The 22,155-nt window shown below is 59.8% G+C and carries 21 protein-coding genes; 9 read left to right on the forward strand and 12 right to left on the reverse strand.

Features of this window, described 5'->3' with window-relative positions; translation table 11 throughout:
• Window positions 1–47: 47 nt before the first annotated feature.
• Entirely contained in the window at window positions 48–1,208 is a 1,161-nt protein-coding gene (locus FO014_RS21260) for a serine hydrolase domain-containing protein (protein ID WP_160030961.1), read from the forward strand.
• A 40-nt stretch (window positions 1,209–1,248) separates the two neighbouring features.
• On the opposite strand, the gene FO014_RS21265 is transcribed toward FO014_RS21260, so the two are convergent.
• Window positions 1,249–2,790 (reverse strand): YdgA family protein, encoded by a 1,542-nt coding sequence (locus FO014_RS21265; RefSeq protein ID WP_160030962.1) that lies wholly within the window; start codon window positions 2,788–2,790, stop codon window positions 1,249–1,251.
• A gap of 176 nt (window positions 2,791–2,966) precedes the next feature.
• Complete coding sequence (gene manA / locus FO014_RS21270; protein WP_160030963.1) at window positions 2,967–4,145, reverse strand: mannose-6-phosphate isomerase; 1,179 nt, start codon at window positions 4,143–4,145, stop codon at window positions 2,967–2,969.
• A gap of 168 nt (window positions 4,146–4,313) precedes the next feature.
• Between manA and fumC the strand changes: the two genes are divergently transcribed.
• The 3 genes from fumC (at window position 4,314) to FO014_RS21285 (ending at window position 6,621) form a co-directional block, all read left to right on the forward strand.
• Window positions 4,314–5,711: a class II fumarate hydratase gene (gene fumC / locus FO014_RS21275; RefSeq protein ID WP_160030964.1), complete on the forward strand. Its 1,398-nt coding sequence runs from the start codon at window positions 4,314–4,316 to the stop codon at window positions 5,709–5,711.
• A 176-nt stretch (window positions 5,712–5,887) separates the two neighbouring features.
• Window positions 5,888–6,406, forward strand: coding sequence for a type VI secretion system amidase effector protein Tae4 (locus FO014_RS21280; protein ID WP_160030965.1), 519 nt, complete (start codon window positions 5,888–5,890; stop codon window positions 6,404–6,406).
• Window positions 6,403–6,621 carry a hypothetical protein gene (locus FO014_RS21285; protein WP_160030966.1) on the forward strand — a complete coding sequence of 73 codons (219 nt, stop codon included), beginning with the start codon at window positions 6,403–6,405 and terminating at the stop codon, window positions 6,619–6,621. Before FO014_RS21280 ends, FO014_RS21285 begins: the two co-directional genes overlap by 4 nt.
• A 164-nt stretch (window positions 6,622–6,785) precedes the next feature.
• On the opposite strand, the gene tus is transcribed toward FO014_RS21285, so the two are convergent.
• The gene (gene tus, locus FO014_RS21290) at window positions 6,786–7,724 is read right to left on the reverse strand and encodes a DNA replication terminus site-binding protein (RefSeq protein WP_160030967.1); all 939 of its coding nucleotides are present in this window, start codon (window positions 7,722–7,724) and stop codon (window positions 6,786–6,788) included.
• A gap of 172 nt (window positions 7,725–7,896) precedes the next feature.
• Window positions 7,897–9,183 carry an MFS transporter gene (locus tag FO014_RS21295; RefSeq protein WP_201282956.1) on the reverse strand — a complete coding sequence of 429 codons (1,287 nt, stop codon included), beginning with the start codon at window positions 9,181–9,183 and terminating at the stop codon, window positions 7,897–7,899.
• Window positions 9,184–9,309: 126 nt separating this feature from the next.
• On the opposite strand from FO014_RS21295, the gene FO014_RS21300 reads away from it, so the two are divergent.
• The 3 genes from FO014_RS21300 (at window position 9,310) to bioD (ending at window position 12,432) form a co-directional block, all read left to right on the forward strand.
• Window positions 9,310–10,218 (forward strand): LysR family transcriptional regulator, encoded by a 909-nt coding sequence (locus FO014_RS21300; RefSeq protein WP_160030969.1) that lies wholly within the window; start codon window positions 9,310–9,312, stop codon window positions 10,216–10,218.
• 150 nt (window positions 10,219–10,368) lie between these two features.
• On the forward strand, window positions 10,369–11,586 hold the full coding sequence (mlc, locus tag FO014_RS21305) for a sugar metabolism global transcriptional regulator Mlc (RefSeq protein WP_160030970.1): 1,218 nt from the start codon (window positions 10,369–10,371) through the stop codon (window positions 11,584–11,586).
• 174 nt (window positions 11,587–11,760) lie between these two features.
• Window positions 11,761–12,432 (forward strand): dethiobiotin synthase, encoded by a 672-nt coding sequence (gene bioD / locus FO014_RS21310; RefSeq protein ID WP_160030971.1) that lies wholly within the window; start codon window positions 11,761–11,763, stop codon window positions 12,430–12,432.
• On the opposite strand, the gene clcB is transcribed toward bioD, so the two are convergent.
• The 6 genes from clcB to FO014_RS21340 all read right to left on the reverse strand — a co-directional run bounded on the left by clcB (window position 12,429) and on the right by FO014_RS21340 (window position 18,835).
• Window positions 12,429–13,709 carry a voltage-gated ClC-type chloride channel ClcB gene (gene clcB, locus FO014_RS21315; RefSeq protein WP_160030972.1) on the reverse strand — a complete coding sequence of 427 codons (1,281 nt, stop codon included), beginning with the start codon at window positions 13,707–13,709 and terminating at the stop codon, window positions 12,429–12,431. The two genes, bioD and clcB, sit on opposite strands and share 4 nt — an antisense overlap.
• 117 nt (window positions 13,710–13,826) lie before the next feature.
• Window positions 13,827–15,197 (reverse strand): cytochrome c peroxidase, encoded by a 1,371-nt coding sequence (locus FO014_RS21320; RefSeq protein WP_160030973.1) that lies wholly within the window; start codon window positions 15,195–15,197, stop codon window positions 13,827–13,829.
• 206 nt (window positions 15,198–15,403) lie between these two features.
• Entirely contained in the window at window positions 15,404–16,543 is a 1,140-nt protein-coding gene (osmV, locus tag FO014_RS21325) for an osmoprotectant ABC transporter ATP-binding protein OsmV (protein ID WP_105231265.1), read from the reverse strand.
• Window positions 16,543–17,190: an osmoprotectant ABC transporter permease OsmW gene (gene osmW / locus FO014_RS21330; RefSeq protein WP_105231264.1), complete on the reverse strand. Its 648-nt coding sequence runs from the start codon at window positions 17,188–17,190 to the stop codon at window positions 16,543–16,545. The genes osmV and osmW overlap by 1 nt, the downstream gene beginning before the upstream one ends.
• Before the next feature lie 9 nt (window positions 17,191–17,199).
• Window positions 17,200–18,108, reverse strand: coding sequence for a glycine betaine ABC transporter substrate-binding protein (locus tag FO014_RS21335; RefSeq protein ID WP_105231263.1), 909 nt, complete (start codon window positions 18,106–18,108; stop codon window positions 17,200–17,202).
• Between the two features lie 10 nt (window positions 18,109–18,118).
• Window positions 18,119–18,835 carry an ABC transporter permease gene (locus FO014_RS21340; protein WP_160030974.1) on the reverse strand — a complete coding sequence of 239 codons (717 nt, stop codon included), beginning with the start codon at window positions 18,833–18,835 and terminating at the stop codon, window positions 18,119–18,121.
• Window positions 18,836–19,350: 515 nt separating this feature from the next.
• Here FO014_RS21340 and FO014_RS21345 point away from each other — a divergent pair.
• Window positions 19,351–20,838: an MDR family MFS transporter gene (locus FO014_RS21345; RefSeq protein WP_160030975.1), complete on the forward strand. Its 1,488-nt coding sequence runs from the start codon at window positions 19,351–19,353 to the stop codon at window positions 20,836–20,838.
• 36 nt (window positions 20,839–20,874) lie between these two features.
• Here the strand turns inward: FO014_RS21345 and FO014_RS21350 are convergent, their stop codons facing one another.
• Entirely contained in the window at window positions 20,875–21,174 is a 300-nt protein-coding gene (locus FO014_RS21350; RefSeq protein ID WP_105233362.1) for a DUF1161 domain-containing protein, read from the reverse strand.
• Window positions 21,175–21,264: 90 nt separating this feature from the next.
• Entirely contained in the window at window positions 21,265–21,633 is a 369-nt protein-coding gene (locus FO014_RS21355; RefSeq protein ID WP_105231260.1) for a DUF1283 family protein, read from the reverse strand.
• Window positions 21,634–21,799: 166 nt separating this feature from the next.
• On the opposite strand from FO014_RS21355, the gene FO014_RS21360 reads away from it, so the two are divergent.
• Window positions 21,800–22,126: a YnfA family protein gene (locus FO014_RS21360; RefSeq protein ID WP_160030976.1), complete on the forward strand. Its 327-nt coding sequence runs from the start codon at window positions 21,800–21,802 to the stop codon at window positions 22,124–22,126.
• The last annotated feature ends 29 nt before the right edge of the window (window positions 22,127–22,155 follow it).

A 22,155-nucleotide genomic window follows, 5' to 3' on the forward strand; every position in this document is an offset into this window, starting at 1 on the left:
TGAACGCCCTAAACTGGATTGATCGTCAATTCAGGAGCGTTCATACGATGTCGGCCAACTATCATTCGGTTATCAAACGGTTACGGACGGTAAATCAGCGGGCTGTTGCACAGGGCAGCATTGTCGGCAGCGTAGTGCTGGTGGCGCAGCATGGGAAGATCATTGCCGCACTGGCCAGCGGTGAGGCCGACCGTGAAAGACGGCGACCGATGAGGCGCAATGCGCTGTTCCGGCTGTCTTCGGTGTCTAAGCCGTTTATCACGTTGGTGGCGCTGCGGATGGCCGAACAGGGAAAGCTGACGCTGGACGACGCGGTGAGTCGCTGGTTGCCGTGGTTTCGTCCGGCACTCGACAACGGCGAGACGCCGGTTATCCGTCTCCGTCATCTGTTGACTCACACCGCCGGGCTGGATTATCGGTTTAAACAACCGGCGGATGGACCGTACCATCAGCGGGCGGTGATGGACGGTCTGGAGTTATCGACGCTGACGCTAGAGCAGAACCTGCGGCGGCTGGCGGAAGTGCCGTTGACGGCGGAACCGGGCAGTCAGTTCAGCTATTCGCTGGCGATTGACCTTTTGGGCGCCGTCTTGGAACAGGCGGCAGAAATGCCTCTACCGTATCTGTTTAACCATTGGGTGGCGCAGCCGCTTGGGCTGGCGGACAGTGGTTTTGTTGCTCAGGATACCGAGCGGCTGACAGGCGCCTATTACAATACCGATGCCGGACCGGCGGTGATGCAAGATGGTCAGCGTTTATCTTTGCCGCCTGAATTCGGCTTTGACGTTGAATTTTCCCCGTCACGCGCGTTGGACGCCACGGCGTACCCGTCAGCAGGTGCCGGTATGGTTGGTTCGGCGGATGATGTGCTCAAGCTGGTGGAAACGTTGCGCAACGGTGCCAACGGCCTGCTGCAACCGGCAACGGTGGCACTACTGCAGCGGCCGCATGTCAGCGCTGCCGCCGAAGTTCAGGGGCCGGGCTGGGGGTTCGGTTTTGGCGGCGCATTGCTGGTAGATGCTGAACTGGCATCGACACCGCAGCATAATGGCACGCTGCAATGGGGGGGCGTTTATGGGCATAGCTGGTTCTGCGATCCGCAGGCGGGGCTTAGCGTAGTGGCGTTAACCAACACGGCGTTTGAGGGTATGTGCGGTGATTATCCGCAGGAAATCCGCGATGCGGTGTATGCCGGGCTGGCGACATAGGGGATAGAGAAAGGGGGCTGTAACAGCCCCCATAATGCGATTATTGTGCCGGAGCCGGAGCCGGAGCCGGAGCCGGGACTGGCATTGGCGCCGGCGGTACGCCCTGTTCCGGGCCGGCCAGCATGCCGAACATGCCGAGGAATTCCTGCAGCGACATCTTGTTGCCGTTCAGCTCCACCTGATTATCGGCATAGTGGAAACGGGAGCCGATCACATCGTCCTTCAGCGTGGTCAGCTTAAACATCTGCCCCATGGCCGCCAGACCCTGCACCTGCTGTTGCGCCAGCTTCTGCGCCTCTTCGGCGTTGTAGCCCTGCAGTTTGGCGGTTTGCGCGGTGGCTTCCGTCGCCATCGGCACAGGAAGATTCAGGCTGGCGTCGAGTTTCTTCACCGCGCGCGCCAGCAGCAGATCGTCCGGCGCCTGCGGGGAAACGCCCTGGGTCGGATCGACCAGATCCAGGTTCAGCGTGAAGGTGCCTTCGCCTTTGCTGTTTTTCCAGCTCAGTGGCGCAACGTTAATGGTCGGGTTGCCTTTCAGCAGCAGCGGCAGGTTCTGCATCACGATGGCGCTGGCCTGCTCCTGATAGGCTTCAGGCGGCAGAGACTGGCTTTGCTGCAGCAGGGCGGCCATTTGCTGATTGTAGCGGTCGGCGAACTCTTTCAGCGATTTGCCGTCCAGCTTGTCGATTTTCAGCGTCAGCTTGCCGGAGCCGAAGTCGGCACCCTGCAGCTTCAGCGCATCCATGGTGTAATCGATCTGGCCGTTCAGGTTACCGTCCTGCTCGCCAAATTTGCTCGCCAGATTGAAGCCGTCCAGCGTCAGCGCCTCTTTGTTATCGACCGCGACTTTCAGCTGCTTAATGTTCAGCGCCTGATCGCCGAGGCTCAGGTCGTACTGGCCGTTGCGGGTGTCGGTTTTCAGCGTAATGCCCTGCAGGGTGATCTGCTCGGTCTGGCCAAATTCGGTACGGCCGGACAGCGTGGCGCTGTCGCTGCTGCCGTCCACCTGCACCGCTTTCAGATCGCGGGCGACGTCAATGGTCAGATCCGCGCCGGCGAATGTCAGCGCGTTGCCGTCCTTCTGGTAATCCAGCGGCAGCACCTTGAGCGCCGTGGAGGTATCGCCGTTATAGGCAATGCGTGAATCGGCGGTAAACGGCGCTTTGCCTTTGGCGATATCGAACAGCGTTTTCACCGCCGGGGTATTGGCCAGTTCGGTGCGTACCGATGCCATGCTGGGGATCAGGTTAAAGCGCTTGAGCTGGGCGAACGGGAAGGGGCCGTGGTCGATCACCTCCTGCAGCACCACTTCCTCACCCGGCTGCAGCGCCGCCTGCTCGCCGCTGGCGGTGCCGTCCGGACGGATGACAAAGCGCAGGTGGCTGCTGAACAGGCCGCGCTGGTAATCTTCATAGCTCAGTTTGATGCCGGCCTGCGGCAGGTAGCTCTCCAGCTGGCTGTTGGTGCTGCTCACCACTTCGCCCATCCGCTGCTCAATGAGTTTACCGGTGTACCATGAAGCCCCGGTCCATGCTGCGCCAAGAATCGCAATAACGCCGACGGCGACGACTGACTTTTTCATCGTTCTCTCATCCTGTTGTAAAGGGTTTGGCATTCCTGTGGCGCTTAACACTGCGCGTAAGCGGTGGCTGCATCGTCGCAAGGCGAACAGGGCCAACAAAAAAACGCCCGCAGGCGTTTAATTGTGAAGGCATGCGCCTGCTTTTAGCAACCCATTTGCTGAAATTTACCAAATGGTTACGACAAAAGAGTATAAACCCGCGCGATGCGGCCGCTGCCGCTGACGCTCACCGGCGACTCGCAGGCGGGGATAAAGCAGGATTCGCCCGGTTGCAGCCGCAGTTGCTGATCCTGTCGTTCCAATATGGCTTCGCCGTCCACGCAGAATACGATGGCCGCGCTCTGTTGCGCCAACTGCTGGGGCGCGGCGGACAGCGTATGCAGCGAAAAGGCGAAATCGTCCACCGGAATCGGGAAGAACAGCTCGTCGCCGCGCGGCTCCGGCCGGGTCAGCAGCGCGTCGGCGGACTGCGGGCGGAACTGCAGGTTGGCCAGCAGCTCCGGGATATCAATAAATTTAGGCGTCAGGCCGGCGCGCAGCACATTATCCGAGTTGGCCATCACCTCCAGCGCCACGCCTTGCAGATAGGCGTGCGGCGTTTCTGCGTACAGAAACATCGCTTCGCCCGGCGCCAACTGCACGACGTTCAGCAGCAGTGGCGAGAACAGGCCGTTATCATCCGGGTAAAAACCGGCGATAAAGCGGATGGTGTTCCAGGGTTCGCCCTGCTGATTGTTGAGCGCCGCTTTCAGCACGCCCAGCGCCCGGGCTTTTTGTTCGCCCTGCATACTGAGCAGGCCGGCGAACAGCTTCGCCAGGCGTTCCGTGTCCGGCTGCTGCAGGAAAGCGGCGATATCATGATGGGCGCTGGCGATGGGCTGCAGCAGGGCGGCAATATCGTCCAACTGGCGGAAACCGTTCATCGCCAAAAACGGCGTCAGGGCGAATACCAGCTCCGGCTTATGGTTCGGATCCTTGTAGTTGCGCTCGGCGGCGTCCAGAGGAATACCGGTGGCGTTCTCTTTGGCAAAACCGATTTCTGCGGCGGATTTGCTGGGGTGCACCTGGATCGACAGCGGCTGATCGGCGCACAGTACTTTAAACAGGAACGGCAGCTCGCCAAAGCGTTCGGTGACCTGGCGCCCCAACTGCTGTGGTTGGTTTTCATTAATAACATCGCGTAATGCGCGTTGCGCGCCCGTGGCGTCCGTCACCTGAGAACTGCTTTTGGGGTGTGCGCCCATCCACAGTTCCGCCATCGGTTTTCCCTGCGGGTTGGCAATGCCGTACAGTTTGGTGAGCGCGTCGTGGCTGCCCCAGGCGTAGTTTTGCACCGTATTGGTCATTTTTTGCATGATGACTCCCTGAGTGAACAATGAATTGCCGCCAGTAAACAACGCCGCTCGGGGGCATGCAAGCGGATAAGTCGAAAAGCGGGCCGCCATCATTCGGTAAATGCGAATAATTATTATATCGCTATACTGGAGTGGTGAGTTTTTAGCCGATGCACTAAGGAGAAGGTAATGGCAGTCATGCGTAGCGAAAAAGATTCGATGGGGGCGATTGACGTTCCGGCCGATCGCCTGTGGGGCGCTCAGACGCAGCGCTCTCTGGAACACTTCCATATATCTACGGAAAAGATGCCGACCGCGCTGATTCACGCGCTGGCGCTGACCAAGCGCGCCGCCGCCGAAGTTAATCGACAGCTTGGCCTGTTGCCGGACGAGCGCGCCGGGGCGATTATCCAGGCGGCGGACGAAGTGTTGGCGGGGCAGCATCCGGATGAGTTCCCGCTCTCTATCTGGCAAACCGGCTCCGGCACCCAGACCAATATGAATATGAATGAGGTGCTGGCTAATCGCGCCAGCGAGCTGCTGGGCGGCGAACGGGGAGAGGGGCGCCGGGTGCATCCTAATGACGACGTCAATAAAAGCCAGAGCTCCAATGATGTATTTCCTACCGCGATGCACGTCGCCGCCGTGATTGCGCTGCGTCAGCAGCTGATCCCGGCGCTGCAGACGCTGCAGCGTACGCTGAGCGATAAGGCCGAGGCGTTTCACGATATCGTTAAAATCGGCCGCACCCACCTGCAGGACGCCACGCCGCTGACGCTGGGGCAGGAGATCTCCGGCTGGGCGGCGATGCTGGCGCACAGCCTGCGGCATATCGACGCTAGCGTGCCGCATATCGCCGAACTGGCGTTGGGCGGCACCGCCGTCGGCACCGGGCTTAACACCCATCCGGAATATGCGGTGCGGGTTGCCAAGGCGCTGGCGGAGCTGACCGGCGAACCGTTCGTCACCGCGCCGAACAAGTTTGAGGCGCTGGCCACCTGCGATGCGCTGGTGCAGGGGCACGGCGCGCTGAAGGGGCTGGCGGCCTCGCTGATGAAAATCGCCAATGACGTCCGCTGGCTGGCCTCCGGTCCACGCTGCGGCATCGGCGAAATCGCCATCCCGGAGAACGAGCCGGGCAGCTCGATTATGCCGGGGAAGGTCAACCCCACCCAGTGTGAGGCGATGACCATGCTGTGCGCGCAGGTGCTGGGCAATGACGTCGCGCTGAATATCGGCGGCGCATCGGGTAACTTTGAGCTGAACGTCTTCCGCCCGATGGTGATCCATAACTATCTGCAGTCGATCCGCCTGCTGGCCGACGGGATGAACGGTTTCAACACCTACTGCGCTTCCGGCATCGAACCGAACCGCGAACGCATCGGCCAGTTGCTGAATGAATCGCTGATGCTGGTGACGGCGCTGAATACCCACATTGGCTATGACAAGGCGGCAGAAATCGCCAAAACGGCTCATAAGGAAGGGCTGACGCTGCAGGCCGCGGCGCTGAAGCTGGGGTATGTGACGGAGCAGCAGTTCGGCCAGTGGGTGCGGCCGGAAAATATGGTCGGCAGTATGAAGCCGTAGCGGTTGTCGGGCGGTGTAAAATGGGCCTGCCGAGGGGCAGGCCCTGTTTGAACGTGGTTATTATCAGTTCAAACTTTCCTCATGGCATAGTGCCGTTATATGGTTAATTACCGGATGAATATTATGATTAACGTAATCTGATTAGAAGTGAGTGACGTATTTTAAAAGGACTTAATATGCCAATAACGTTCAATACATTGTGGGAAAACCATCCCGAGATTAATGGCGATGCCAATCCATGTCGCAAACCTAACGGCGATAAAGCTTTTGATGACCAGTGTGCTATTCGCATTGGTACTGCCTTAGCCCGTTGTGGGTATGATGTGACAAAGTTGTCAGGTGTTACTTCTTGTTGGATACACCCGAAAAGCGATGGACATATCTTACGGGCAGAAGAACTGGCCAACGCATTGGCCAGAACGGCGGTGCCAGGGTTAGGCCGAATGGTGAAAGTTGCTCCGGCAAAATTTGATCGGGTATTGAAGGGGCAAACTGGGATCATCTTTTTTAAGGACTACTGGCGGCGAAAAAATGAAAACTTTCGCAATCGCTCAGGTGATCATATCGACTTATGGAACGGTACACGCCTAACGTCAAAACTCAGCTATGCCCGTATACAATGGGGGGTGTCGTGGGAAGGCACCATTAGTAACTACTTCAAATCAAGAGAAATTTGGTTCTGGAGAGTTATATGAGACGTTTTCTTTCTATTTTAGTTGGTGCTGCTGTCGGTATTGGCGCCATTTTGTTGATATTCCCGTACATTGCGTACTGGATCGTGGGGCCTATCCATGGTGATGACCAAATGAATGCAAACCTTGTGGTGCTTATCGTAGGGGTTTTTATCTGTACCCTGATTGGCGCTTTCTTAGGAAATTGGCTCTACTCCCGGCTAAAACAATATCAATAATATGAATATTAATGCATTGGTCAGTAGCCTAACCTCGATCAGCACAATCGGGAAGGCTCTTTGAGGTGGATGATGTTTCTTTGCTCAGCCCGCGGCTTCTATATCTGTTCGGTATCTTTAATCCTGATAGTAAAGCGGATTAACCATGGTTCAAGGGGAGTTCCTCAGCGCGTAGGCGCATCGGTATACAGGTGCAGACGCTTTACCACCAGCCGCAGCGGTTTGGCCTGCGGCTTATGTTTATGTTTTACCGCGTTGGCGTCGTAGTTGAGCAGCTCGCCAATCTTTGGCACCGCCGCGCCGCGCTCCAGCTGACACAGCGCCAGCAGCGGCAGCGGGCAGGGGTGCTGCACCTGTTTTTGTTGCTGCTGATACCACACCCGGGCGATAGGCTGCACCTTGACCGGGCGTTTGATCTTCAGCGTCGCCTGCTGCGGCAGGCGGCTGACGTCGTCAATTTCCCGGCTGACCAGCTCCGCCCACTGCTGGCGGTTATACGGCGGCACCGCGCGTCCGGCCTTCAGGCTTTTTTCCAACTGCTGCAGCACGTCGTCGCGCTTTACCTTCTTGATAATATGCTTATTGGCCCAGCCGAAACGCACCGAGTCCGGGTTGGTGAGTAGGGTAATGGTGCGGTAGGCGCTGAGGGTGATCAGTCCGTGCAAATGGGTATGGACAAAGTCGAAGCGCTGTTCCGGCGCCAGCCCGGATTCGACGGTGATGATATGTTCCAGTTCTGCCTTCAGACGGTTGATCTGTGAGACTTGTTGCTGCAGGGCGGCGTACTGCAGCTGCTCCACCGCCAGACAGAGCACGCCCGGCAGGCGAACCGCCGCCTTGCTGCTGACGTGCTGCTTATTGTGATGGATAAACAGCCGCTGGTAGTGCTCAAGCGCCAGGTCGCGCGCCGCCTGGCCGAGGTGCTGCTCAACGGCGATCTGTTCGATGGCCTGATGTTCTTTGCCTTTCTCAATCTCCGGCAGGCTGAACACCCGCGCGGCCAGCAGCCGCAGCGGCACGATCTGCTGGTGGAGTTCCGCCAGCGCCGCCTCCAATTGATTAAAGCACTGGTTCATCCGGGCAATCAGGTCGTAGTTGCTCATCGTTACCTCGCATTTTAGTTACAACATACATTGTAGGATAGGCCAACCACGGGGGCAACCTCAGCAACGGTAAATAGGGGAAATAACGATGTAGTCAAAGCCAGACAGGACAGACAAGGTGAGACGGGCGGAGAATATAGGCGCGGCGAGGGCCGCGCCCACAGCGGCAGAGTTAAATGCGTGCGGCTTCAGGCAGTTTGCGCAGGTAGTGCACCACCAACAGCGACAGCAGCAGCATCACACCGATAAAGGCCACCACGCCGCTCCAGCCGAAGCTGTGCCAGAACACGCCGCCGAGCGTGCCGGCGACGCTGGATCCGGCGTAATAGCTGAACAGATACAGCGAGGAGGCCTGGCCTTTGGCGCGGCGCGCGCGGCGGCCAATCCAACTGCTGGCCACCGAGTGGGCGGCGAAGAAGCCGGCGGTAAACAGCATCATGCCGACAAAGATCACCGCCACCGGCGCCAGCGCGGTGAGCAGAATGCCGCTCAGCATAATCAGGATCGATCCCAGCAGCACCGGGCCGCGGCCAAAACGCGCCGTCATCGCGCCGGCTTTCGGCGAACTGTAAGAACCGGTGAGATACACCACCGACAGCAGGCCGACAATCGCCTGGCTCAGGTGGTAAGGGTTTGCCAGCAGCCGATAGCCGATGTAGTTGAACAGAGTGACAAAGCTGCCCATCAGCAGAAAACCTTCGGCAAACAGCAGCGGCAGCCCTTTATCGTGCCAGTGCAGCTTGAAGTTGATCATCAGCGTGCGCGGGCGCAGCGAACTGGCGCGAAAATGTTTAGAGGCCGGCAGAATGCGCCAGAACACAAAAGCTGCGATCAGCGCGAACAGACCGATTACCGCCAGCGACACTCGCCAGGAGAAGAAATCGGTCAGTACGCCGGTCACCAAACGGCCGCTCATGCCGCCGATGGAGTTACCGCTGATATACAGCCCCATGGAGAACGCCACAAAGCTGGGGTGAATCTCTTCGCTCAGGTAGGTCATGCCCACCGCCGCCAGCCCGCTCAAGGACAGCCCGATCAGCGCGCGCATCAGCAAAATGCCGTGCCAACTGGTCATCACCGCGCAGATCAGCGTACACACCGCCGCCAGCAGCAGCGCCACCACCATCACCGATTTACGGCCGATGGCGTCGGACAGCGGGCCGGTAAACATCAGGCCGATCGCCAGCAGCCCGGTGGAGAAGGAGAGCGACAGGCTGCTTTCGGCCGGAGAGATGCCGAAGTCCTGCGACAGCACCGGCAGGATCGGCTGTACGCAGTACAGCAGTGCGAAGGTGGCCAGACCGGCGGAAAACAGCGCCAGCGTCACGCGCATAAACTGCGGCGTACCGCGTTCAATATAGGGGAGTTTGTTCAACGAAGAGCGTTGGGTTTTTGGCGCAGCGGCCGCCGTTTCATCATTGGCGGCCCGCGTCGACGGCGTCTTGGCCGCAGAACGCATTGGGGAATTCACACAGGTTCCTTACCGGACTTCGGAAATACACAGCGATGGTTGCTGTATAAAATCATAGGGAGTGGCGAATTTTTTGTCTAATATATTAATAATTAAAATTGAGACGTTTTAAATATGAATATCGAACTGCGCCACCTGCGTTACTTTATCGCCGTTGCGGAAGAGCTGCACTTTGGCCGCGCCGCCCAGCGCCTGCGGATTTCGCAGCCGCCGCTCAGCCAGCAGATACAGGCGTTGGAAGAGATGGTCGGCGCGCGCCTGCTGGCGCGCAACAACCGCAACGTCAGCCTGACGCAGGCCGGCGAAATGTTCCTGAAAGAGGCCTGGCAGGTGATCGACCAGGTGAATCGTGCGGCGGAAAAGGCGGCGCGTCTGGAGCGCGGCGAATCGGGAGAACTGACCATCGGTTTCACCTCGTCGGCGCCGTTTATCGGCGCGGTGTCGCGTAATCTGCGCGCATTCCGGCAGCAGCATCCCGACGTGCATATTAAAATGCGTGAAATCAATACCAAGCAACAGTTGGAACCGTTATTGAACGGCGAGCTGGATCTGGGCGTGATGCGCAATACCAAGTTGCCGGATGCCTTGCGGCACACGCTGCTGCTGCGCGAACCGATGCTGGCCGTGGTGCCGGAAGGGCACCCGCTGGCGCAGCTGGCGCCGGATGCTCTGCGTTTTAGCCATCTGGCGCAGGAGCCGTTTGTGTTTTTCTCGCGTGAGGTCGGCACCGCGCTGTACGATGAAACGCTGCTGCTGTTGGAGAACGCCGGCATCACGCCGTATATCACGCAGGAAGTGGGCGAGGCGATGACCATTATCGGCCTGGTGTCCGCCGGGTTGGGGATTTCCATCCTGCCGGCTTCGTTCGGCCGGGTGAAGCTTGACGGCGTAACATACCTGCCGCTGGCCGAACCGCAGGCGCAAACCGAAGTGTGGCTGGTGCACCATCGCCAGCGGCCGTTAACCGCCGCCGCCCGCACGCTGATGCAAATGGTGTTGGCGCGCGCCGAAGCGCCGGTTTAACCGGCGTAAATACGATGAACTTCACTGAAACAAAGCGGAATTTGTGCTGCTAATCACATAACGAATCAAATAGTTGACGCTTTATTATAAAAGCTCCACCATACCCTTTAGTCTTTATTTAGCAGCGCGAAAAATAGTAGGAGCCGGTTTGTGATTGCGGACGCTCAGCCTGGGCATATTGATCAGATCAAACAAACAAATGCAGGGGCGGTGTACCGACTGATCGATCAGCACGGGCCGATTTCGCGAATTGAACTGTCAAAACGTGCCCAGTTGGCGCCCGCCAGCATCACCAAAATCGTGCGCGAACTGCTGGAAGCCCACCTGGTCAGAGAGACCGAATATCAGGAGGTCGGCAGCCGCGGCCGTCCGGCCGTCGGGCTGGAGCTGGATAGCGAGGCCTGGCACTATCTGTCTGCACGCATCAGCCGCGGCGGCATCACGCTGGCGCTGCGCGATCTCAGCAGCAAAATGGTGGTGGAAGAGCAACTGCCGCTGGCGGCGGAGCATGAGGAGCCGCTGTTGACGCGTATTCTGACGGAAGTCGATCAATTCTTCAGCCGCCATCAGCGTCGCCTGGAGCGCCTGACGGCGATCGCCATCACCTTGCCAGGCATGATCGATGCGGCCAACGGCATTGTGCACCGCATGCCGTTTTATGCGGTGGAAGATATGCCGCTGGGGCCGGCGCTGTCGTCCCGCACCGGTTTGCCGGTGTTCCTGCAGCATGACATCGGCGCCTGGACCATGGCCGAGGCGCTGTACGGGGCCTCGCGCGGCTGTCAGAATGTGATTCAGGTGGTGATTGACCATAACGTCGGCGCGGGAGTGATTACCGGCGGGCGGGTGTTGCACACCGGTAGTCAGCGGGTGGTGGAGATTGGCCATACCCAGATCGACCCTTACGGCAAGCGTTGTTACTGCGGCAATCACGGCTGCCTGGAAACGGTGGCCAGCACTGAAAACATGCTGGAGATGGCCCAGCAGCGCCTGCAGCTCTCGGCGAATTCCACGCTGCGCGGCCAGCCGCTGACGGTGGAATCCCTGTGCGACGCGGCGCTGACCGGCGATCAGCTGGCAAAAGATATTATTTTAAGCGTCGGGCACAGCGTCGGGCGCATTTTGGCGATAATGGTCAATCTGTTTAATCCGGAAAAGATCCTGATTGGTTCGCCGCTCAACCGTGCGGCGGAAATTCTGCATCCTGCCATCGTGTCCTGCATTCAGCAGCAATCCTTACCAATCTATAGTCAGGCGCTACAGGTTGAGTCCACGCAATTTTTCAACCAGGGCACTATGCCCGGTGCGGCACTGGTGAAAGAGGCGCTGTACAACGGTTCACTGCTGGTGAAACTGTTGCAGGGATGACGATTTCACCGTCTTTATGCCGACTTGTATCAGAACTTGTTATTGTTTAACGACAAAATATTGAGCTATCTCAAGCTGCCCGCATTACGTATCCCCTAAAATTTCTCCGTTCTACCTTCCGCCGCCGTGGTGGCATTTCTTTTGGTTAACGGAACATTCCGGGGCATTTTATTCATGTTAAAGCGTTTATTTGTTACAGGTACGGATACCTCTGTGGGTAAAACGGTGATTTCCCGCGCTTTACTGCAGGCTTTGGCCGCGCAGGGGCGCAGCGCCGTAGGCTATAAGCCTATTGCGGCGGGTTGTCAGGAAACCAGCGAGGGCATTCGCAATAAAGACGCTTTGGTGTTGCAAGCCTCTTCCTGCGTACCGCTGAGCTATGAGGAGATCAATCCGATCACCTGCCTGGATGAAGTCTTTCATGCCCACGCCAGCGATGGCGTCAATTACGAGGTGATGAGCCGCGGCCTGACGCAGATAGCGGAAAAAGCCGAGGTGGTGGTGGTTGAGGGCAGCGGCGGCTGGCAGGTGCTGATGAGCGATCTGCGCCCGTACGCCGACTGGGTGGTGCAAGAGCAGCTGCCGGTGGTGTTGGTGGTGGGGATCAAGGAAGGCTGCGTCAGCCATGCGCTGTTGACCGCGCAGGCGATCGCCCATGCCGGCCTGCCGCTGCTGGGCTGGGTCGCCAACCGCATCAATCCGGGGCTGGCGCACTATGCGGAAACCATTGATGCCCTACAGCAGCGGATTGCGGCGCCGCTGTTGGGGGAAATTCCTTACCTGCCGCGCGCGGAACAGCGCGAACTGGCCCATTATCTGGACATCAGCGCGCTGCTGGCTTGCTAAGCGTTGTGGTAGACCGACACCGGGCGTAGCCCGCGGGAGATGGTAGTGGCGATCACGCAGGAGAGCAGGATGCCGGGCAGCAGGGTGTATTCGCCGGTCATCTCGAACACCATCAGCGCCGCCATAATCGGCGCGTGGGTGGTGGCCGCCAGCAGGGTTGCCATGCCGGTCAGCGCCATCAGCAGCGGGATTGCGCTGCCCAGCTCCGGCCACAGGGCGCACAGCTGGCCGACCAGCGAGCCAAGCGCCGCGCCGACAAACAGCGTCGGCGTAAATACGCCGCCGGGCGCGCCGGAACCGCTGCTGGCCAGCACCGCCAGTAGTTTGCAGATCAGAATCGCGCCGACCAACAGCACGCCCGGCGGTGCGCTAAGCAGCGCCTGCACCACGCTATAACCGTTCCCCCACACCTCAGGAAACAGCAGCGACAACAGCCCGACGATCAGCCCGCCCAGCGCCAGCTGCAATGGCGGCGGCAGGCGTAATGAGCGGAAAGCGTGTCCGGTGGCGGACATCGCCGACAGAAACAGCGGCCCGCAGATGCCGGCCAGCACGCCGAGCAGCGCCATCAGCAGATATTGCAGCGGCAACGGAGCCGGCAGCGGTTCGACGTTATACAGCGGCGCCTGACCGCCGCTCAGCAGATTGGTCACCAGCAGGGCGCTGACGGCGGCGATCACCACCGGCCCCAATGATGCCAGCATCAGCGTGCCAAACAGAATTTCCGCAATAAACAGGCTGCCCGCCAGCGGGGCGTGGTAGGCGCTGGCCATCCCGGCGGCAGCGCCGCAGGCCACCCACAGTTTCCATTCGCTTTCACGGGTAAAACGCTGGGCAAACACCGAGGCAATCAGCGCCGCCAGCAGGATCATTGCGCCTTCGCGGCCAATGGCGCTGCCGCTGGAGACCACCAGCAGCGACGCCAGACACTTCACCAGGCTGGCCTTGACGTCCAGCCGGCCGTCGCCGGTTTCAATTGCTTCCATATAGTCGGTCGGCGCGTTGGGCTGCTGATGCTGATAGCGCTGATAGATCCACAGCAGCAAGCCGGCCGCCAGCCCGCCTAGCGCCGGCGTCAGCACGCGTCGCCAAGCGGGCAGCGAGGCGGCGGCGGCCACCAGGCTGCCGTCTTCATGGTCGAGCAGCAGCCATTCCAGCCCCAGCATGGCGCGGTGAAACAGCCAGACCACCAGCGCGGCGGCAATACCGAGGAAGACCGCAATGAACAGGCGGCGCAGCAGGGCGCGATAGTGGCGCAGATGGATCCGTCTTTTCATGCGTCCGTCAAAATAAAATAGTGAATAAAATGAATGAGGCAGGAAGGCATTGTGCTTGTCTGGCGGTGGGAAAACCAGCGAATCTTTGCAGATCCGCTGGTGAGGCGACATTCTGGCTTAGTTCGCCGGCGGGGAGGAGGGCTGGTATTTGCCGGTCATGCCGTCCAGCAGCGCGACCAGGTCGTCGACGTCGCCGTCAGGCAGCGTGACGCCGACCTGATACTTCAGCATATCCTTCACCGCCTGGTGCAGGCTGGCGACGCTGCCGTCGTGGAAATACGGGGCGGTCAGCGCGACGTTGCGCAGGGTCGGCGTTTTGAAGCGGTGACGGTCTGCTTCATTTTTGGTGACGTTGTAACGACCATTGTCGGCCTCGGTCAGATTACCGCGGTCGGCGAAGTAGTCGGCTTTCAGCCCCATCACTTCATATGACTGGCCGCCGAGGTTTTCGCCGGTATGGCAGGTGCCGCATTTGTTGTCGCGGAACAGCTGATAGCCGCGCTTTTGCTGGGCGGTCAGCGCGCTTTCGTCGCCTTTCAGATAGCGATCGAACGGGCTGTCCGGCGTCAGCAGGGTTTTTTCAAACTCGGCGATGGCGTCGGTAATGTTATCGCCGGAGAAACCGTCGGCGTAAACGCGCTGGAAATCCGCCTTCAGTCGCGCGTCCTGCTCCAGCTTGCCGATAATCTGATCCCAGGAGGTGGAGGCCATTTCAACCGGGTTGAGCGGCGGTCCGCCGGCCTGCTGCTGCAGATCCGCGGCGCGGCCGTCCCAGAACTGTGAAAAGTTTAGCGCGGCGTTAAACACCGTCGGCGCGTTGATCGGTCCGTGCTGGTCGTTGACCCCCAGTGAGGTGACGCGGCCGTCCACGCCGCCGGCGCCCAGTTGGTGGCAATGGGCGCAGGAGATGCTGTTATCGGCGGACAGCCGCGGATCGTGGAACAGGCGGAAGCCCAGCGCCACTTTTTGTGCGTCGGTCGGCAGCGAGTCAGGCAGCGGCTGCAGCGCCTGACCGCGCAGCGCTTCCGGCGTACCCGGACGGGTATAGAAGCGTTCACGCTGGGTGCGGATCCAGTTCAGCAGGGTCTGCCGGTCGGCGTCACCCAGTTCGCCGGACCAGTGCACCGCTTTATAGCGCATCGGCGGCATTTCACCGCTTTGCAGCACCGCTTCCATTTTCGCCAGATCCACTTCCGGCACCGCGCCGTCCTGGTTCAGCGCCTTCAGGGTCGGGTTCAGGTCGAAATGTTGCGAACCGGTTTTGATATCGTACTGCATCAGCTGCTTGGCCACCGGCAGGCTGGCGTAGAAGGGCAGTTCGGCGGATTGGGTATGGCAGTAATCACAGCCGTGCTTGGTGAAAATAGCGTTGATGTCATTATCGGCAGTCGCGGGCTGGCGCTGCTGATCGTAATGATAGATATAACCGACGATGCCCAGATACCCCGCGATCGCCAGGATCGCACACCCCAAAATAATTTTTTTCATCTTGCTCTCGCTCCATTGAGTTTGCTTACAGTGATTACCGCGCCATCCAACGGGATGGCGAAAAAAACGGCAGTATGGATTGTCGGAGGACGGGCGCGGATGATACTTGATTGATATCAAGCAATTATAGAGTTATGGGCTATCGCTGGAATAGGTTTTGGCTATGGTTCAGAGAAACGGCGGCCGGGGCCGCCAAATTTCAGAATTTACTGAGGATTCAAGGCCCTGCGGGTGCGCCCGGAGCTCAGATAGTCAGCGATATAATCTTGCGAAATCTCCCCGCTGTAGCGACCGTCTTCATCGACGATCGGCATCCATGAGGTGTTGTGCTCATACAGCTTCGACAGCACCACCCGCAGGTTTTCCTCGGCTTTGCCGTGCACGCGGAAGTGGTGAATGGCGTCGGCGCAGACGCCCTGTGCGCCGCGCGCCTCACGGCGTTTGACGTAGCCCAGCGGCTTACCGTCGTCGTCCACCACCGTCACCGAACGTGCATCGTTGTCATCCATCAGGGCGAAGGCGTCGGCCAGCGAGGTGGATTTACGCACCGTGACGGTGGGCTGCTGGTCGGTGACGTCGCCGGCCTGCACCAGCAGCAGGCGCTTCAACGTACGGTCCTGGCCGACAAATGAGGCGACGAACTCATTGGCCGGGCGCGCCAGCAGCTCGTCCGCGCTGGCGTTCTGCACGATTTTGCCCTGACGGAACACGGCGATGCGGTCGCCCAGTTTAAGTGCCTCATCAATATCGTGGCTGACCAGCATCACGGTTTTCTTCAGTTGGCGCTGCATATCGAGAAACTCATTCTGGATAGTCTCGCGGTTAATCGGGTCGACGGCGCCGAACGGTTCATCCATCAGCAGCACCGGCGGATCGGCGGCCAGCGCGCGGATCACGCCGATACGCTGCTGTTGGCCGCCGGACATCTCTTTCGGATAGCGGCTGAGAAAACGCTTCGGATCCAGCGCCACCATGCTCATCAGCTCTTCGGCGCGCGCGCGGCAGCGCTGTTTGTCCCAGCCCAGCATGCGCGGCACCACGGTGATGTTCTCCTCGATGGTCATATTGGGGAACAGGCCGATTTGCTGGATCACGTAGCCGATATTGCGCCGCAGGGTGACGGTGTCCAGGCCGGCGGTATCCTCGCCGTTAATCAGGATTTTGCCGCTGGTCGGCATAATCAGGTGGTTAATCATTTTCAGCGTGGTGGTTTTGCCGCAGCCGGACGGGCCGAGCAATACGCAGATTTCGCCGGCGGGCACTTCCAGGTTGACGTTATCGACGGCGTTGAACGCTTTGCCGTTCTTCTGTACGAACTGTTTGGTCAGGTTTTCTAATTTAATCATTAGCGGATCCCCTTGGGCGTGAGGGCAATTTGTAAGCGGTGCAGCAGCCAGTCAAGCACGATCGCCAGCAGGCTGATCATGACGGCGCCGGTAATCAGTTGGCGGATGTCGCTGCCGCTGATGCCGTTAAGCAGCAGCAGGCCGAGGCCGCCGGCGCCGATGACGGCGGCAATCGCCATCACGCCGATATTCATCACCACGGCGGTGCGGATGCCGCCGAAAATTACCGGCAGCGCCACCGGAATTTCGACCCAGCGCAGCCGCTGCCAGAAGGTCATGCCGATACCCTGGCCGGCTTCACGCAGGCCGCCGGGCAGATTGTCCAGCGCGGTATGGGTATTGCGCACGATCGGCAGCAGCGAGTAGAGGAACACCGCGGTGACCGCCGGCAGGTAGCCGATGCCGTGACCGATCAGCGAAAACAGCGGAATCATCAGGCCGAACAGCGCAATGGACGGAATGGTCAGCACGATGGTGGCCAGGCTGAGAATGGGCGTCGCCAGCCATTTATGGCGCACGATCAGCACGCCGAGCGGGACGCCAATCAGAATGGCCAGGCCGACGGCCAGCCCGACCAGCATCATATGTTCCAGCGTCAGACCGGCGATGTAGCCCCAGTTCTGCCATGCATAGATTAAGGTTTGCATCATCTCTCCTTAAATCAGGCCCTGTTGCTTCAGGAAGTCGCGGGCGACCTGCTGCGGCGTCTGATAATCGATATCGACTTTGGCGTTCAGGCGGGTGATCACCGGGTTGGTCAGCTGCTTCGACAGGGTATTGAGCGCTTTTTCCAGCCCCGGCGTGTTTTTCAGCACGTCGGCGCGCACCACCGGCGTGACCGCATAGCTGGGGAAGTAGCCTTTATCATCGTCCAGCACCTGCAGGTCGAAGCCCTGCACCCGGCCGTCGGTGGTGTAGATCAGGCCGGCGTCGACAAAGCCGTCGCGGATGGCGTTATACACCAGCCCCGGATCCATCTGACGAATCTGCGGGCGATCGAGCGGCATGTTGTACAGCTTCTGCAGCGGCTTCAGGCCGTCGGAACGCCCGGCAAACTCCAGGTCCAGTCCGAGCAGCCAGTTATTATCGGGGTCGTCCCGGCGCACCTGCTCGATTTTGGCCACCAGTTGCGACATGGTGCGGATATTTTCCTTTTCGGCGCGTTTGCGCTGCATGGCGAAGGCGTAGGTGTTGTTCATATCCGCCGGCTGCAGCCACACCAGGCCGAGTTTGGCGTCGAGTTTTTTCACCGTGTCGTAGGTTTGCTGCGGCGTCATGCGCTGCTTAATGTGGTTAAAGATAATCAGCGAGGTGCCGGTGTATTCCCAGGTCATATCGATCTGCTTATTGATCATCGCATTGCGGGTGATCACCGTGGCCAGGTTGGTTTTCGGCTCCACCTGGAATCCCTGCGTGCGCAGATACTGCACCGTGATTTCCGACAAAATACGCTGTTCGGTAAAGTTCTTGCTGGCCAGCGTCAGCGGGGCGGCCCAACTGACGCTGGTAAACAGCAGCAGCGCGCTGAGCAGCGCCGCTTTACCTTGTTTCAGCCAAGGGGTCATGGTGTTCTCCTCAGGATGCGGTGTGCGGGCTGAGCCAGCGGCCCAGTCCGGCCAGCGCCAGATCGAGCAGCAGCGCAATCAGCGCGGTGGCGGCGGCGCCCAGAATCAGGGTCGGGAAATCGTTGAGATAGATGCCCGGGAAGATCAGTTCGCCGTAGCTGCTGGCGCCGATCAGGAAGGCCAGCGGCGCGGTGCCGACGTTAATCGCCATCGCAATGCGCACGCCGGCCATAATCACCGGCAGCGCGTTGGGCAGTTCGACCTGGCGCAGGCGCTGGGTTGCGGTCATGCCGATGCCGTTGGCCGCTTCCAGCAGCGGCGCCGGTACGGAAATCAGCCCGGAATAGGTGTTGCGTACGATGGGCAGCAGCGACGCCAGAAACAGCGCCACCACCGCCGGCTTGTCGCCGATGCCGACGATCACCATCGCCAGTGCCAGCACCGCCAGCGGCGGCAGGGTGTTGCCGACGTTGAAGATTTGCATGACGTATTCGGCCCAGCGACGGGCGAAGGGGCGGCTGAGCAGGATACCGCTGGGAATGCCGACCAGCAGCGCCAGCAGCATGGAGCAGAACACCAGGAACATATGCTGTTCGCCGAGATAAATCAGGTCGACCTGCCGCGCTTTTATCGTCTCCCAGCCGATGCCGTAAATCAGCAGGGCGATCACGGCCAGCAGCAGCAGGCCGCCGAGAACAAAGCGCCGTTGGTGCGCTGAGGTAGTCATGTGGTGCGTCCTCCGTAGTGCGTAACGCCGGTTATAGGGCGCAGTGACGCGCGATGGCGACCCACAGTTGCCGGTGGGGGCCAAACGGGCGTATCGCATTAAAAATGGTGTTATTGGGCAGAAGGCGGCCTCGTCCATGCATTACGCAGAGTGCTGTCCCAATAAGGCTTTAAAATCAATTGTTAATAATGATTTTAACGATTACGAAAGCTGCCGGATCGTGCTGCGTCCGGCTGAATCAAGGTATAACATCCTGTTGTTTTGCTTGACAAGTTTTGCCAGCGAAATCAGGCGATTGAATTTAACAATTTTTTTACCTTAGCCCGCATGGCAGCTAGCCGTAGGCGGTAATGAAAAAAATTACCCGGCTTTTCGTTACGCTGTCACAAAATGTTCAATTGATGCCTTTTTAAACTACCGAGATCGCAGAGCGGACAGCGAGCCGGCGGCTTGTCGAGCTGCGCTGATATACTTGATTCTTATTGCCTCACATTTGCGGATTTACTGGTTGAATAATGACTAATGACCTTTTTGCCACCAGGGTGGCGCACCGGCCGCTGATTCTGATCGCCTGTATGCTGGCGATGTTTATGTCGGCCATTGAAGCCACCATTGTGGCGACCGCCATGCCGACCATCATCGCCGATTTGGGCGGTTTTTCGCTGCTTGGCTGGGTGTTTGCGGTCTATTTGCTCACCCAGGCGATTACCATTCCTATTTATGGCCGGCTGGCGGATCTCTATGGCCGCAAGCGGGTCTTTTTCTTCGGCGCCGCGCTGTTTCTGCTGGGGTCTATCCTGTGCGGCTTCTCGCCGAATATGTACTGGCTGATTGGTTTCCGTCTGCTGCAAGGGCTGGGCGCCGGGGCGGTAATGCCGATCGCCACCACCATTATCGGTGACGTCTACGGGCCGGACGAACGGCCGAAAGTGATGGGCTATCTGTCCAGCGTGTGGGGGTTTTCCGCCATTATCGGCCCGCTGCTGGGGGCGTTTATCGTCGAACATCTGCCGTGGGCGCTGGTGTTCTGGGTCAATCTGCCGATCGGCCTGCTGGCGATGGCGCTGCTGGGGCGCTACCTGCCGTCCGGCGAGCGGGTGCGCAACCACGCGCTGGACTGGGCGGGCACCGCCTGGATGACGCTGTTCGTCGCCAGCCTGCTGCTGGCGCTGCTGCAGGCGGATACGCTGGGGATAGGGATCGTGCCGATGCTGCTGCTGGCGGCGCTGTCGCTGTGGCTGCTGATTAGTCAGGAGCGCCGCGCGCCGGAGCCGCTGTTCCCGCTGGCGCTGTGGCGCAGCCGGGTGATCGTCGCCGGCAACGTCGGCGGCCTGGCGATCGGCGCGGCGATGATGGGCATCAGCGCATTTCTGCCCACCTTTATTCAGGGCGCGATGGGCGGTACGCCGCTGCAGGCCGGCACCACGCTGGCCCTGATGTCGATAGGCTGGCCGCTGGCCAGCACCTTCAGCGGCCGGTTGATGCTGCTGACCTCTTACCGCACCACGGCGCTGCTGGGGGCCGGGCTGCTGGTCGCCGGCGGGGCGATTTTACTGCTGTTACAGCCGGACGGCGGTCTGCTGTGGGGGCGGGTGGCGGCCTTTATGGTCGGCGCCGGCATGGGGCTGTGCAACACCACTTTTCTGGTGTCGGTGCAAAACGCCGCGCATCACAGCATCCGCGGCATCGCCACCGCCTGTACGGTGTTTACCCGCATGATGGGCTCGGCGATCGGCACCGCGATTCTCGGCGCGACGCTGAATATCAACCTGCAGCTGCGTTTGCCGCAGACCGCCGATCCGGTACAGCAGCTGATGGATCCGGCGCGGCGTGCGGCGCTGGATGCGGAAACGCTGGGGGCGTTGAGCCATCAGGTGGCGCTGTCATTGCACTGGGTATTTCTGGTTTCGGCGCTGGTGTCGCTGTGCGCGTTGGGTGCCGCGCTGCTGGTGCCGGCGCATCAGCGGCCGCAGAGCGAAGAAGGCGAGGCGGAGCGGGTCTGAAAGGAAGCGGGCGCAGCGTGCTGCGCCCGTGAACGGTTATTGCGGTGCGTTGGCATCCTGGCTGGTGCCGGTGGCCGCAGCATCGCTGCCGTCATCGCCGTTGGCGAGACGGGTGTAGACAATTTTCTGTGTGTCGTTTTCGCAATGGCCGACAACCTGGCCGCCGGCCTGTTCGGCCTGATCGTTAGGTACGATGTCCAGTTTGAAACCGGATTCCGGTACGCCGTTGGCGATAATTTTTTGCGAAATTTCCGCCTTCACGCTTTCGCATGAGGCAAAGGCCGCCAGCGGCGCCGTGGCCAATAACAGTGCACTCAGTATCAGCGCTTTTTTCATCATTCTGTCCTTGGTTGAGAATGAATTTCCTTTATCAGGATAGCAGTTGCCGATGTGAAAATTAACGCCTAAGCAGCGGCTGCAGGCGGTTTAAGGATTAATCCGACGGCCGGTGGTGCGGTCAAGACATTTCAGCGTTGACGGCTCCCAATAGGCGTTGACGTTCAGGCTGTCGTTACAGCGATCTTCATCGTCCGCCGCTCTGTCCAGCTTATCGAAGTCTTTCTCCACGCGGGTATTGACCTTGTGGCGCAGGTTGCGGGTGTCGTTCCACTGCTCCTTGCTCTGGCGCGCGTTTTCATTGGACATGGCGGTGCCGCCGTTGCCGTCAACGGTAACGCAGGTGCTGCCCTGGGTGCAGCTGGCGGCCAGCGCCGGCAGTTGCCAGGCGCCAGATAGCGCCAATGCCGCGACCGGCAGCATCCTGCGCAGCAGTCGTTGGGAGAAAAGTGATTTCATCTGGTTATCCTTATGAGTTAGTGTTGCGACGCCGGACGCGCCGCGGCTGCGGCGATCCGGCTCCTGACACGCGCTCGATGAGCGTTTGGTTAATAATAACACTGCGCACTTGCCGGACACCAGCCAGGCGCGCTTTTCGTTTACCTTTTAGAGAGCTCTGCACGTCATGCTAAAAACCACCTTGCTCTTTTTCGCCACCGCGCTGGCGGAGATTGTCGGCTGTTTCCTGCCGTATTTGTGGCTGAAAAAGGGGGCGAGCGCCTGGCTGTTGCTGCCGGCGGCGCTGAGTCTGATGGCGTTTGTCTGGCTGCTGACGCTGCATCCGGCGGCCAGCGGCCGGGTCTATGCGGCCTACGGCGGCGTATACGTGGCGACCGCGCTGCTGTGGCTGCGGGTGGTGGATGGGGTAAAACTGACGGCGTTCGACTGGCTGGGCGCCGGGGTGGCGCTGGCGGGAATGCTGATTATCGTGGCCGGTTGGCGTGCGGCCTGAGAAACGGCGGCAGACAGCGTCTGCCGCGT

The sequence above is a fragment of the Serratia rhizosphaerae genome, from assembly GCF_009817885.1.
GTDB classification, from domain to species: domain Bacteria; phylum Pseudomonadota; class Gammaproteobacteria; order Enterobacterales; family Enterobacteriaceae; genus Serratia_B; species Serratia_B rhizosphaerae.